A 13708-nucleotide genomic window follows, 5' to 3' on the forward strand; every position below is an offset into this window, starting at 1 on the left:
CATCTATCGAAGAGAGTTACCATGTCCGCGATGTTCCGTATCACGCTGCCCGACGGTTCCGTCCGTGAGGTCGCGCCCGGAACCACTCCCGCGGACATCGCCGCCGCGATCGGGCCGGGTCTCGCCAAGGCGGCGATCGCCGCGCGCGTCGATGGCGAATTGCGCGACATCATGCGGCCGTTCGAGGGCGACTCCGCCCTCGCCCTGGTGACCGCGAAGGACGAGGCCGACGCGCTCGAACTCGCGCGCCACGACTATGCGCATGTGCTGGCCGAGGCGGTGCAGGCGCTGTTCCCCGGCACGCAGATCACCTTCGGCCCGGCGACCGATGACGGCTTCTATTACGATTTCGCGCCCAAGGATCGCCCCTTCACCGAGGAGGACCTGCCCGCGATCGAGGCCGAGATGCGCAAGATCATCGCGCGCGACGAGCCGCTGATCCGCGAGGTCTGGACCCGCGAGCAGCTGATCGAGCGCTGGAAGCAGCAGGGCGAGAGCTTCAAGGCCGAATGGGCCGCCGAACTGCCCGACGACGAGGAACTGACCGTCTATCGTGCGGGCAAGGGCGAGGACGCCTGGCTCGACATGTGCCGGGGGCCGCATCTCGCCTCGACCGGCAAGCTCGATCCCAACGCCTTCAAGCTGACCCGCGTGTCGGGTGCCTATTGGCGCGGCGACCAGAAGAACGCGATGCTCAGCCGCATCTACGGCACCGGCTGGCTGAACAAGAAGCAACTGGCCGAGCACCTGACCCGCTTGGAGGAGGCGGCCAAGCGCGACCATCGCAAGCTGGGCAACGAGATGGATCTGTTCCACCTCCAGCAGGAGGCGCATGGCTCGGTCTTCTGGCATCCCAAGGGCTATCGCATCTGGCGCGAGCTGGAGGCCTATATGCGCCGCGCGATCGACGCGAGCGGTTACCGCGAGGTGAAGACCCCGCAGGTCATGGACGCGCGCCAGTGGGAGCAGTCCGGGCACTGGGGCAAGTATCGCGAGAACATGTTCGTGATCCCCGACGAGGTGCCGAACGTCGAGGACGAAGGCCCGCTGGTGTCGGACGATGCGCAGTGGATGGCGCTGAAGCCGATGAACTGCCCGGCGCACGTCCTGATCTTCCGCCAGGGCATCAAGTCGTACCGCGACCTGCCGCTTCGCTTCTACGAAAATGGCTGCTGCCACCGCAACGAGCCGCACGGCGCGCTGCACGGCCTGATGCGCGTGCGCCAGTTCACCCAGGACGACGCGCATATCTTCTGCCGCGAGGACCAGATCGTCGAGGAAGTTCGCGCCTTCTGCGAACTGGCGGACCGGATCTACAAGGATTTCGGCTTCACCTATTCGATCAAGCTGGCGCTGCGCCCCGAAAAGCGCTTCGGCACCGAAGAGATGTGGGACATGGCCGAGACCGAGCTGCGCGACGCGGTCGTGCGCGCCGGGCTGGCGACCGAGCAATATGGCTGGGAAGAGCTGCCGGGCGAGGGGGCTTTCTATGCGCCCAAGCTGGAATGGCATCTGACCGACGCGATCGGCCGCACCTGGCAGGTCGGCACCATCCAGTCGGACCGCGTGCTGCCCGAACGACTCGATGCATCCTATATCGGCGAGGATGGCGAGCGGCATCGCCCGATCATGCTCCACCGCGCGATCTTCGGCTCCTATGAGCGGTTCATCGGCATCCTGATCGAGCATTATGCGGGCCGCTTCCCCGTCTGGCTCGCGCCGGTGCAGGCGGTGGTCGCGACCATCGTGTCGGACGCCGATGGCTATGCCGAGGACGCGGCGGCCAAGCTGGCGGCGGCGGGCATCCGGGTCGAGACCGATCTGCGCAACGAGAAGATCAACTACAAGGTGCGCGAACACTCGGTCGCCAAGGTCCCGGTGCTGCTGGTCGTCGGCAAGCGCGAGGCCGAGGAAGGCAAGGTCGCCGTCCGCCGTCTGGGCAGCCAGGCGCAGGAGATCATGACGCTGGACGAGGCCATCGCGATGCTCCGCGAAGAAGCGACTCCGCCCGATCTGCGCGGCTGAACCATCACGGGATGAACGAAAGGGCGGGGCGTTTGTCCCGCCCTTTCAAATTTGCGCCCGATCGCTTATATTAGGCATGTAATTGCTACAGGAGAAATACCCATACGTCCTCCCATGATGCGCCGTCCGATGCAGGCGCCGCCGATGAACGGTCCTCGGTTCAACGAGTGGATTCAAAGCCCCAAGGTTCGCGTGATCGACCATGAGGGCGAGAATCTCGGCGTGATGTACACGCGCGAGGCGATGGCCCAGGCCCAGGAACTCGGCCTCGACCTGGTCGAGGTGTCGCCCAACGCCGACCCGCCCGTCGCCAAGTTCCTCGACGTCGGCAAGTATAAGTACGAGGCGCAGAAGAAGGCGAACCTCGCCCGCAAGTCGCAGAAGACGCAGGAGATCAAGGAGATCAAGATGCGTCCGAACATCGACGACCATGATTACGACACCAAGATGAAGAAGGTGGTCGAGTTCATCGGCGAGGGCGACAAGGTGAAGGTCACCATGCGCTTCCGCGGCCGCGAGCTGAGCCACGGCCAACTCGGCATGAACGTGCTCCAGCGCGTCGCCGAGCAGGTGGCCGAGGTCGCCAAGGTCGAAGCCTATCCGCGCATGGAAGGCCGCCAGATGCTGATGGTGCTGGCGCCGAAGTGATGCAGGGCGACTCGGGGGTGTGAGCCCGCCGGGTGGCGATGTTTCCGAAACCCCTGGTGGCCCAATCGGCCGCCGGGGGTTTTGTTTTTTGGGTTCGCGCAGAGGCGCGGAGGGCGCAGAGGTCTTCGGGCGCCGCCTGAGTATTTACCCCCAACCTCCGTTCAGCCTGAGCGAAGTCGAAGGCCAAGGGAATCCAGCTGGTCCAAGTGGCCTTTCGAGGGTGGTCAGGAGGCGGGGGCGGGGCGTGCGCTTCGACTTCGCTCAGTACGAACGGCGGGGAGGATTTGGGGCGAGCGAAATTTGGCAAGTCTGATCTTCCTCCCCTGTAAGGGGAGGGGGACCAGCGAAGCTGGTGGAGGGGTGTCACCGGTCGTGAGGGCGGGTTACCTCTCCGTCCGGGACACCCCTCCGTCTGGCCTTCGGCCAGCCACCTCCCCTTCCAGGGGAGGAAAGATTGCTGTTCGTCTGAAAGACCCTCTGCGTCCTCCGCGCCTCTGCGCGAACCGCCGTTCGCACTGAGCGAAGTCGAAGTGCATGTGGCGACCTTCAACCCGTTGCCTTCGACTTCACTCAGGCGGGCCGGGGGTAGGGCGGCTAGAGAAGGATGACATGGGATCTGTCATTGCGAGCGTAGCGAAGCAATCCAGAGCGTCTTGCCCCGACACTGGATTGCTTCGCTACGCTCGCAATGACGGAATGGGCCAAATTGACGTCATCGCGATCTACGCCGCAATCTCCATCGCTTCTCCCGCCGCGGCCCCCAGCAATCGCTTCTCCAGCGTCTTCAACCGCCCGCCATTGGTGATCCGGTCGCCGGTCAGATCGGTCAGGTAGAACACGTCGACCGCGCGCTCGCCATAGGTCGCGACATGCGCGGAGTGGATCGTCACCTTCGATTGGAACAGCGCATGCGCCAGCTGGTTGAGCAGCGCCGGCCGATCCCGCGCATGCACCTCGACCACGGTGAAGCGGTTGGACGCGCGATTGTCGATCAGGACATTGGGCGCAATCGGGAAGGCGTCGGCGCGGGGGCGGACCAGCGGCTTGGCGACCAGCCGGTCGGCCAGCTTGCTGCGGTTGGCGAGCGCATCCTCGATCGCGCGGCGTAGGCGCGACAGCTGGCCCGGATCGTCGAAGGGGCGGCCGAGCGGGTCCTGCACCAGGAAATTGTCGATCGCCATGCCGTCGCGCGTGGTGTGGATGCGCGCATCGATGATGTTGCCGCCCGCGACATGGATCGCACCCGCAATGCGGTAGAACAGCCCCGGATGGTCGGCGGCATAGATGGATACCAGCGTCGCACCGCGCTCGGCATACACCTGCGCATCGATCGACAGCTGCGCATCGCCCGCCGCCGCCATCTGGCGCGCGTTATGCGCCAGCACATCGTCCGGCTCGGCGATCCAATAGGCCTCGGGCAGGCGGCGGACATGCGCGGCGAACTGCTCCTCAGACCAATCCAGCGCTTCGCGAAGGCGGGTATGCTTGCTGGCGATCCGCTCGGTACGGCCGCGCTGCTTGTGGCCGAGGCGCAGCACCTCCTCGGCGGCGTCGTAGAGATCGGCGAGCAACTGGCGCTTCCAGCCATTCCAGGTGCCCGGCCCCACCGCGCGAATGTCGACGATGGTCAGCAGCAGGAGCAGGCGCAGCCGCTCGGGGCTCTGCACCGTCTCGCAGAAGTCGAGGATCGTCTTGAAGTCGGACAGGTCGCGCTTGAACGCGGTGGCGGACATCAACAGGTGCCAGCGGACCAGCCACGCCACCGTCTCGGTCTCGGCATCGCTCAGGCCCAGGCGCGGACAGAGCCGCTCGGCCACCTCCGCGCCCAGGATCGAATGGTCGCCGCCGCGCCCCTTGGCGATGTCGTGGAGCAGCACCGCGACATAGAGGACGCGCCGCGACACGATCTGGTCGATGATCGCCGAGGCGACGGGGTGCTCCTCGACCAGTTCCTGCCGCTCGATCCGGGCGAGCAGGCCAAGCGCGCGGATGGTGTGCTCATCGACGGTATAGTGGTGGTACATGTCGAACTGCATCTGCGCGACGACGCGGCCGAAATCGGGCACGAAGCGGCCGAATACGCCCGCCTCGTTCATCCAGCGCAGCACCAGCTCGGGATCGCGGCGGCTGGTCAGCACGTCGAGGAACAGCGCATTGGCGCGGGCATCATTGCGGATGTCGTCGGCCAGCTTGGCATCGCGTGAGGCGGCGCGCATCGCCAGCGGATGCACTTCCAGCTCGTAACGGTCGGCGAGCTGGAAGATCTCGATCAGCCGGACCGGGTCTTCCTGAAAGAAATCGTCGCGCGGCAGAGCCAGGCGTCCGCGATCCAGCACGAAGCCGTTCAACCGGCGCGGACGGCGGCGGATGGTGGGCAGGCCGAAGCGGTGCCCGCGCGCCGCGAACCGCTCGTCCAGATGCGCCAGGAAGGCGCCGGTCAGCGCGCCGACCGTCTTCGCCTGCAGGAAATAGAGCTGCATGAACCGCTCGACCTTGGCCTTGCCGGGTCGATCGGAGAAGCGCATCCGCTCGGCGATCTGGCGCTGCACGTCGAAGGTGAGGCGATCCTCGGCGCGCCCCGTGATGGTGTGCAGATGACAGCGTACCGCCCACAGGAAATTGTCGGCGCGGTGGAACTGGCGATATTCCTCGCGAGTGAACAGGCCCCGGTCGATCAGGTCGGCGGCGCGGTCGACGTCATAGACGTACTTGCCGATCCAGAACAGCGCGTGAAGATCGCGCAGGCCGCCCTTGCCCTCCTTGACATTGGGTTCGACGACATAGCGGGTATCGCCCATCTTGCGATGGCGCAGGTCGCGCTCGGCCAGCTTGTCGGCGATGAACTGACGGTGGGTGTCGGTCTGGATCTCCGCCTTGAAGCGGCGCGACGCCTCGTCATACAGCGCCTGGTCGCCGCACAGGAACCGCCCTTCGAGGAGCGCGGTGCGCACCGTCACGTCGCCACGCGCCTGGCGGATCGTCTCGTCGATCGAGCGGCTGGAATGACCGACCTTCAACCCCAGGTCCCAGAGCGAATAGAGCATCGATTCGATGACCTGCTCGGCATGCGGCGTCTGCTTGAAGGGGGTGAGGAAGCCGATATCGACATCCGAATAGGGCGCCATCTCGCCCCGGCCATAGCCGCCCACCGCGATCAGGGTCAGCCGCTCGCCCGCCGTGGGGTTGCTCAACGGGTAGAGCGTGTCGGTGGTAAATTCGAACAGCAGCTTCAGTATCTGATCGGTCAGATAGGCCTGCGCCGCCGCCGCCTCCAGCCCGCGCGAGGGATGAATGGACAGCCGCCGCGCCACCTCCTGCCGCCCGGCGTCGAGCGCGGCGCGCAGGACCGGCGTGACCTGCGTGCGCCCCTCCGGCCCGGTGATCCCCAGCGCGGCGATCTGTTCGGCCAGCGCGCGACGGTCGACGATGGCGCGGCGGTTGGGGAGGGATTCGAAACGGCTGTGCATCGGGATGTCATAGAGGGTCGGGATGAACAAATGGAGAGGGAGGTGAGATTTGCGAGGGGGCTACCCCTCCACCACCCGGCTCCGCCGGGCGGTCCCCCTCCCCAAGCACAGCTTGGGGAGGATTTGTGTAGCCCATTCCTCCCCAAGCTGTGCTTGGGGAGGGGGACCATGCGCAGCATGGTGGAGGGGCAAGGCCCTGCCCTTTCGACGGGCCAAGATTCCGATGCTTGGGCCCATCGCCCGTCCATGATACCGCCCCCGGCATGGCCGACCATCACGACATTCCCGCCCTGATCACCGATATGGGCCAGCGCGCCCGCACTGCTGCTCGGACTTTGGCGCAGATGCCGACCGCAGCCAAGGCGAACGCCCTGCATGCCGCCGCCGCCGCGATCCGCGACGCGACGCCGGCCATCCTGGAAGCCAATGCACAGGATGTCGCGGCCGGCGCGGTGAACGGCCTCAGCCCGGCCATGCTCGACCGGCTGAGGTTGGACGATGCCCGGATCGCCGGCATCGTCGCCGGCGTCGAGGCGGTGGCCGGTCTGCCTGATCCGGTCGGCGAGCGGATCGACGAGCGCACCCGGCCCAACGGCCTGAACCTGTCGCGGGTCCGCGTGCCGGTGGGGGTGATCGGCATCGTCTATGAAAGCCGCCCCAACGTCACGGTCGACGCCGCCGCGCTATGTGCGATGGCGGGCAATGCCGCGATCCTGCGTGGGGGCACGGAGGCGGTGCACAGCAACCGCGCGCTGCATGCCGCCTTCGTCCGGGGCTGGACGGCGGCGGGCGGGCCGGCGGATGCGGTGCAATTGGTGCCGACCACCGACCGTGCGGCGGTGGGCGCGATGCTGGCGGCGGACGGGGTGATCGACCTGCTGATCCCGCGCGGCGGCAAGAGCCTGGTCGCGCGGGTGCAGGCCGAGGCGAAGGTACCTGTCCTCGCGCATCTCGACGGGATCAATCACGTCTATGTCGACGGCTCGGCGGATACCGCCATGGCGACCCGGATCGTGCGCGACGCCAAGATGCGCCGCACCGGCATTTGCGGGGCGATGGAGACGCTGTTGATCGACCGTGCCTATTGCCGCCCGGCCGAACTGGTCGCCGCGTTGATCGACGCAGGGTGCGCGGTGCGCGGGGACGCCGACATCCGCGAGATCGTACCCGGACTTGAAGCGGCCACGTCCGAGGACTGGGACACCGAATATCTCGATGCTATCGCCAGCGTGGCCGTGGTCGACGGGGTGGAAGGCGCGATGGCGCATATCGCCGCGCATGGATCGCACCATACCGATGCGATCGTTGCCGAGGACGAAGCCGTCGCCGAGCGCTTCCTGGCACAGGTCGACAGCGCGATCGTGCTGTGGAACGCCTCCACCCAGTTCGCGGATGGCGGCGAGTTCGGGCTGGGCGCGGAGATCGGCATCGCCACCGGGCGACTGCACGCGCGGGGGCCGGTCGCTCTGGAGGGGTTGACGACGTATAAGTGGGTCGGGCGCGGGACCGGGCAAATCCGCGGATGAAGATCGGTCTGCTCGGCGGGTCGTTCAATCCCGCCCACCGGGGGCATCGTCGCATCACGCTGGACGCGATGCGTGCACTGGACTTGGATGAGGTCTGGTGGCTGGTGTCGCCTGGCAACCCGCTGAAGGACGGGGCCGGCGACATGGCGCCCTTTGCCGCGCGGTTCGCCTCGGCTGAGCGCATGGCCCGGCGCGCACCGATCCGGGCGAGTGCGATCGAGCGGGAGCTGCACACCCGCTACACGCTCGACACGGTGCGCAAGATCATCCGCCGCTACCCCGGCCACCAGTTCATCTGGCTGATGGGCGAGGACAATCTGGAGCAGTTTCACCGCTGGCGCAGGTGGCGCGATATTGCCCGCGCGATCCCGATTGCGGTTATCGGCCGTCCGGGGTACAATGCCGCCGCCCACGCGACACCCGCGCTGGGCTGGTTCAGGCGTTTCCAGAGGCGTCCGGGCCAGGCGAAGAACTGGACGATGTGGAGTTTGCCGGCCTTCGTGCTGTTGCGCTTCCGCCCCGACCCGACTTCCGCCACGGGCCTTCGGGCCCGCGATCCGGACTGGTTTCGGCATATGGGCCGAAACGTCCCCTGAACAGGAGCTCACTTGGCCACTTCCCCGCAATCGCCGCGTCCGTCCGATCCTGCCGAGGTGGAGGCGCTGCACCGCCTGATCCTCGCCTCGCTCGATGACGACCAGGCGGTGGAGACGATCTCGATCCCGCTCGCGGGCAAGTCGTCGATCGCAGATTTCATGGTGATCGCCAGCGGTCGTTCGACCCGGCAGGTCGCCTCGATGGCGATGAAGCTCGCCGAGAAGATCAAGGCCGAGTTCGGCCGTTCGGTCCGGATCGAGGGTCTGCCGACCGCCGACTGGGTGCTGATCGACGCGAACGACGTCATCGTCCACCTGTTCCGGCCCGAGGTCCGCAGCTTCTACAATCTTGAGCGCATGTGGGCGTTCGGCGATGCGCCGACTCCCCCTGCGAGTCCCGCCGACCGCAACCTCTGACGCCTTAGAGGCCGCCCGTGCTGCTGCATATCGTCGCGCGCGGGCGGATCGGCCGTTCGCCCGAGGCCGAGCTGGTCGATCGCTATATCAAGCGGATCGGCTGGCCGACCAAAATCACCGAACTTCCCGATACCGGCGGCAAAGTGCCGCCGCTGGAAGGGCAGGCGCGCCTCGTCCTGATGGACGAGAAGGGCGAGAATCTGTCCTCGATGGATTTCGCGCGCCGGCTGGAGCGCTGGCGTGACGACGGCGTGCGCGAGTGTCGCTTCATGATCGGCGCGGCGGACGGGTTCGAGGATGCCGACCGGGCACGCGCCGACCTGCTGATCTCCTATGGCCGGGCGACCTGGCCGCACATGATGGCGCGCGCGATGCTGGCTGAGCAGCTGTTCCGCGCGACCAGCATCCTCGCCAACCATCCCTATCACCGCGAAGGCTAGGCGCATGGCGCGGCGGTGGCTCGCGGCTTTTGGCGGATTGCTGCTGCTGGGGGCGACCGACATCGCTGGCGACCAGCGCAGGCTGGCCGAAGCGCGCGTCGGCGCGGCGGAAGCGCAGGCCAGGGCCAAGGCGCTGGAGGCGCGCGCGGGTCAGGAACGCGATGCCGCCGCCGCCGCCGATGCCCGGGAGCAGGCCATGGCCGCCCGCGTCGCGGCGACCGAGGCGGAGGTGCGGGCGGCGCGGGCGCGGGTGACGCTGGTCGCCGGGCTGCTCGACCGCCAGCGGACCCGGCTGGCGCGGGCGCAGGCGCCGCTCGCGCATCTGCTGGCCGCGATGCAGGACATGGCGGCGCGCCCGCCCATTGCGGCGGTGGCGCAACCCGGATCGGTCGCCGACCTCGCGCATGTCCGCGCGGTCTTCTCCACCATCGCCCCCGTCATCGCCGAGCGATCGGCGACGGTTCGCCGCGAACTGGCCGCATCGCGCCGGGTCGAGGCGCAGGCCAAGGTGGCGGCGCAGGCGCTCGCCACGACCTCCGCCAGGCTGGAGGGCCAGCGTCAGATGCTCGCCCGGCTGGAGGCGCTGCACCGCGGCCGCGCCGACAGCCTGGGGCGCAGCGCGATCGACGAATCCAACCGCGCGCTGGCGCTGGGCGAGGCGGCGCGCGATCTCGTCGACCAGATGGCCGAGCGCGGGACGGCACAGGCGACCGCGGGAGAGCTGGTCCGGCTGGCGGGGCCGGTCGCACGGCCGCTGGCGCCGGGGGTGAAGGGGCCGGAGATCGCGGCCGGCACCTACCGCCTGCCGGTGCGGGGCCGCGTCGCCGGCGGCTTCGGTGAGATTTCGGATGCCGGCGTGCGGGCGCGTGGCATTACCCTGGCGACCGCGTCCGCTGCGACCGTGGTGGCACCGGCCGCCGGCACGGTCCGCTACGCCGCACCGTTCCGGGGCTATGGCGGGATCGTCATCCTCGACCATGGCGAAGGCTGGACCAGCCTGGTGACCGGCCTGGGCGCGCTAGCCGTGCATACCGGGGAGCGGGTCGAAGCCGGCGCGGTACTCGGCCGCGCTGGCAACGGCCGTGGCGGAGCCGCCCCGCGCGTCACGGTGGAACTGCGCCGCGATGGCCGGCCGATGGATATTGCCGCGCTTCTGGGGTGAGCGCGAATCGATCGGGGTGCTATGCCGCCATCCTGTTACCCAGGGCGTGCCTGTAAATGGGTTAAGCCATTTCCGTGGTGATTTACGCTTCATCCCGCTGATGTCAGAGGTTATCCTGTTGTGATGAAAGCGACCGTGACCTTGGCCATGGCCATGGCAACAGCCCTTTTCACTCTCGCCGGCTGCGGTTCGGCGGAGGATGTCGACACCAACGCGGCGAGCGCACCGGCTGCCACCGTTCTGACTTCGGATGCGATCGAGGTGACAGGGGATACCGGTCTTTACACCTATGGCGACGGTGGCGCGAAAACACAGATTCGCTTCCCGGTCACAACGCAGAGGGCCGATCCCGTCCTCTATCACGACGTACGGCGGCTAGGAGAAAGCGACGGCGTCGTCGTGGTTCTTGACAGCTATGGCAGCAGGAATGGGGGCGAGCGCTGCGCCAATGGCCGGGAGTCGTGGGTAAGGCTCTTTTCGATCGCGAAGAAGCGCATGACGGACGCCGTTTTAGCCGAAAGCTGTCTCGATCGACGTGAGGCGGGTGAGCCGCCGGTCACGTGGGAGGGCAATGGCTTTACCGTCAACGCCAGGGAATCGCGCAGGTTCGTCATCGTCAATGGTAAGGCCAAAAGCACGGAGGCGCCACGATGAGCGATCAGACCAACCAGATCGTCGTTGCCGACCGGGACATGCTGGTCCGCATGTGGCTTGCCGAGGCGGTCGCGACAGGCAAGATGACGCAGGCAGCAGCGGACAAGCATTGGAACGACTATTCCGACAACTGGCACACGATCGCCAATTACTTTTCCGCCACAGACGATGCGATGCTGATCCGCAAGCTGGTCCGTGAAACGGGCATTCGCGGGCGCTGCTATTTTAAAAGCTATAACGGCAAGCTGCATGTCGTATTCAAAGGCTATCCGGGCCTGCGTCGTGTTCTAAACGGCACAAAATATGGCGCCCTCCATCCCAAGGTCGTGGGTCTGGGGATCGGCAAGGCGGGTGTGGCGAAGTCGGTCAAGGGCGGCACCATCGTATCCGTCGTCCTGCTGACAGTATGGAACATCGTTGATTATGTCATCCGTGACGAGGCGACCCTCGGACAGATGCTTGGCGGTATTGCTGGCGACGTCAGCAAGGCGCTGATTGCGGGCGGTGTCGGCTATGCTGCGGGGTCGGCGGCGGTCGCCTTGGGCATGACCGTGGCGGCCGGGCCCCTGGTGATCGCCGTGGTGGTCGGTTTGGGCGTCGGCTGGGCGCTCGATGCGCTCGATCAAAAGTATCGATTTACTGAGCGTCTGCAAAAGCAGCTCGACGAGGGGATCGCCGAGCTGGAACGTAAGAAGCAGGCCTTGGTCGCGCGGGGTAGAAGCACGGCATTCCAAGCGGCCGGAAATCTGATCGACCTGATCCGCGATGCGGCGATCGCGGAAGGTAAGCGGCAAATCCGCGACATGGTCTGGAAGCTCCTTCCCCGTTATCCCACGCTGCGATGACCCGAGAAAGACGACGCGCCGCGCTTGTGATGGCGGGCATAGGCCTGACGCTGTCGCTCCTCTGCGGTTGGCTGCTGATGGATACGATCGGCACGTTTCTGGCCGCATGGCGTGCCGGGGCGGCGGAGATACGGGTGTCGGGCGGTGATGTCGGCATGCTGGCGTTGATGCCGGTCTTCGTCGCATTGGCGGCCTGGGGCATGGTCGCGGCATTTCGGGATGGTGTCGCGCTGCGCCGGGCGGGGAATGGGATCGCGGTCGCGGCGATGATCGCGCTGGTCATCGCGCTGACGGGGTCCTGGGTGTTTCAGGACTGGGCGGAGCGGCGGTTGGTCAAGGACGGCTATGTGCGGTGCGGGGTGGAACGCGCCGGTCGTTTCTCGGCGCTGACCCTATGCGCCCGCAAGGCGGGCCCGGCGTAAAGCCGGCTGGTGGCCGAGATCGGGAAGGCATCGCCGCCATTCCCCGAACTCGGCCCCGCCACTCCCGCTCAGCCTCGGTTCAGCACGGTTACGCTTTGATTGCAGGCGGCTTGCGGCTACAAAGGCCGCCATATTACCAGGTCCAGGACCCTCAATGCCCCGTCCGCTTGCAAAACGTCCGTTTCTGACTGCTACTGCGATCGTCGGCGCGCTTGCCATGGTGCCGATCACGACCTCCGCGATGGCCGCCGTCGACAGCTCCACCGTTCGCCAGTTCGATCGCTTCCTCGACGTCTATAACCGGATCAAGGCCGATTATGTCGACAAGGTCGACGACGACACGCTGATCAAGGGCGCGATCCAGGGGATGCTGGCCGCGCTCGATCCGCACAGCAGCTATGTCGACGCGCTCGATTTTGACAACCTGAAAATCCAGACCGAGGGCAATTATGGCGGGCTGGGCCTGACCGTCTCGATGGAGGACGGCGCGATCAAGGTCATCGCGCCGCAGGAGGATACGCCGGCGGGCCGCGCGGGCGTGAAGTCGGGCGATTACATCACCCATATCGACGGCAAGCTGATCTACGGCCAGTCGCTGGACGAGGCGATCGGCCAGATGCGCGGCAAGCCCGGCACCAAGATCAAGCTGACCCTCGTCCGCCCCGGCCGCGACAAGCCGATCGAGCTGACCCTGACCCGCGAGGTCATTGTCCAGCGCCCGGTGAAGTGGGAGGTGAAGGGCGATATCGGCTATATCAACATCAACACCTTCTCCGAGAATACCGGCGCGGACACGCGGGCCGCGATCATGGCGATCGACAAGGCGCTGGGTCACCGGCCGCTCGGCTATGTCGTCGACCTGCGCGACAATGGCGGCGGATTGCTGACCCAGGCGATCGCGGTCAGCGACGCCTTTCTCGATCACGGCGAGATCGTGTCGCAGCGCGGTCGCGAGAAGTCGGACATCGAGCGCTATTACGCCAAGCCCGGCGACGATGCGCATGGCCTGCCCATCATCGTGCTGACCAACTCCGGCACCGCCTCCGCCTCGGAGATCGTCGCGGGCGCGCTGCAGGACCATCACCGTGCGATCGTCATGGGCGAGCGCAGTTTCGGCAAGGGCTCGGTGCAGACGCTGCTGCCGCTCGGCCCCGAAACCGCGCTGCGCCTGACCACCGCGCGCTATTACACCCCCTCGGGTCGGTCGGTGCAGGAGGGCGGGATCGAGCCGGACATCAAGGTCCCGCAGATTTCCGACCCCGATTACAAGACGCGCCCCGTCTTCCGCGAGGCCGATCTGCGCCGTCACCTGATCAACGAGGTGAAGGCCGACAACAAGATTCTGGAGGAGGACAATAAGGACGATCCGCGCTTCGCCGCCACGCCCGAGGCGCTGAAGAAGCAGGGGGTTGAGGACTTCCAGCTCTATTATGCGCTGAAGACGATCGCCCGGCTGGGCGGCCCGGCGCAGGTCGCCGCCGCCACCAAGCCGCCGGTGAAGTGACG

Annotated in this window: 12 protein-coding genes; 11 read left to right on the forward strand and 1 reads right to left on the reverse strand. The window is 66.8% G+C overall.

Going from position 1 to position 13708, the window contains the following annotated elements; genetic code table 11:
* Positions 1-21 precede the first annotated feature (21 nt).
* Entirely contained in the window at positions 22-2025 is a 2004-nt protein-coding gene (gene thrS, locus GGR48_RS02545) for a threonine--tRNA ligase (protein ID WP_183950320.1), read from the forward strand.
* A gap of 114 nt (positions 2026-2139) precedes the next feature.
* Positions 2140-2673: a translation initiation factor IF-3 gene (infC, locus tag GGR48_RS02550; protein ID WP_037569087.1), complete on the forward strand. Its 534-nt coding sequence runs from the start codon at positions 2140-2142 to the stop codon at positions 2671-2673.
* A gap of 722 nt (positions 2674-3395) precedes the next feature.
* Here infC and GGR48_RS02555 read toward each other — a convergent pair.
* On the reverse strand, positions 3396-6140 hold the full coding sequence (locus GGR48_RS02555) for a [protein-PII] uridylyltransferase (RefSeq protein WP_183950321.1): 2745 nt from the start codon (positions 6138-6140) through the stop codon (positions 3396-3398).
* A 263-nt stretch (positions 6141-6403) separates the two neighbouring features.
* Between GGR48_RS02555 and GGR48_RS02560 the strand changes: the two genes are divergently transcribed.
* The 9 genes from GGR48_RS02560 (at position 6404) to GGR48_RS02600 (ending at position 13706) form a co-directional block, all read left to right on the forward strand.
* A complete protein-coding gene (locus GGR48_RS02560; protein WP_183950322.1) occupies positions 6404-7666 on the forward strand; it encodes a glutamate-5-semialdehyde dehydrogenase in 1263 nt (420 codons plus the stop codon).
* A complete protein-coding gene (locus GGR48_RS02565) occupies positions 7663-8262 on the forward strand; it encodes a nicotinate-nucleotide adenylyltransferase (RefSeq protein WP_183950323.1) in 600 nt (199 codons plus the stop codon). Before GGR48_RS02560 ends, GGR48_RS02565 begins: the two co-directional genes overlap by 4 nt.
* Before the next feature lie 12 nt (positions 8263-8274).
* The gene (gene rsfS / locus GGR48_RS02570) at positions 8275-8679 is read left to right on the forward strand and encodes a ribosome silencing factor (protein WP_058734175.1); all 405 of its coding nucleotides are present in this window, start codon (positions 8275-8277) and stop codon (positions 8677-8679) included.
* Between the two features lie 17 nt (positions 8680-8696).
* Positions 8697-9119, forward strand: coding sequence for a 23S rRNA (pseudouridine(1915)-N(3))-methyltransferase RlmH (locus GGR48_RS02575; RefSeq protein ID WP_183950324.1), 423 nt, complete (start codon positions 8697-8699; stop codon positions 9117-9119).
* Positions 9120-9123: 4 nt separating this feature from the next.
* Positions 9124-10281 (forward strand): murein hydrolase activator EnvC family protein, encoded by a 1158-nt coding sequence (locus GGR48_RS02580; RefSeq protein ID WP_183950325.1) that lies wholly within the window; start codon positions 9124-9126, stop codon positions 10279-10281.
* Between the two features lie 123 nt (positions 10282-10404).
* Complete coding sequence (locus GGR48_RS02585) at positions 10405-10935, forward strand: YgdI/YgdR family lipoprotein (protein WP_183950326.1); 531 nt, start codon at positions 10405-10407, stop codon at positions 10933-10935.
* Positions 10932-11780, forward strand: a complete 849-nt coding sequence (locus GGR48_RS02590; RefSeq protein WP_183950327.1) for a hypothetical protein — start codon at positions 10932-10934, stop codon at positions 11778-11780. The genes GGR48_RS02585 and GGR48_RS02590 overlap by 4 nt, the downstream gene beginning before the upstream one ends.
* Before the next feature lie 29 nt (positions 11781-11809).
* On the forward strand, positions 11810-12202 hold the full coding sequence (locus GGR48_RS02595) for a hypothetical protein (RefSeq protein WP_183950328.1): 393 nt from the start codon (positions 11810-11812) through the stop codon (positions 12200-12202).
* 217 nt (positions 12203-12419) lie between these two features.
* Positions 12420-13706, forward strand: coding sequence for a S41 family peptidase (locus tag GGR48_RS02600; RefSeq protein ID WP_420854079.1), 1287 nt, complete (start codon positions 12420-12422; stop codon positions 13704-13706).
* Positions 13707-13708: the final 2 nt, after the last annotated feature.

This window comes from Sphingomonas pseudosanguinis (assembly GCF_014196255.1).
Lineage (GTDB): Bacteria > Pseudomonadota > Alphaproteobacteria > Sphingomonadales > Sphingomonadaceae > Sphingomonas > Sphingomonas pseudosanguinis.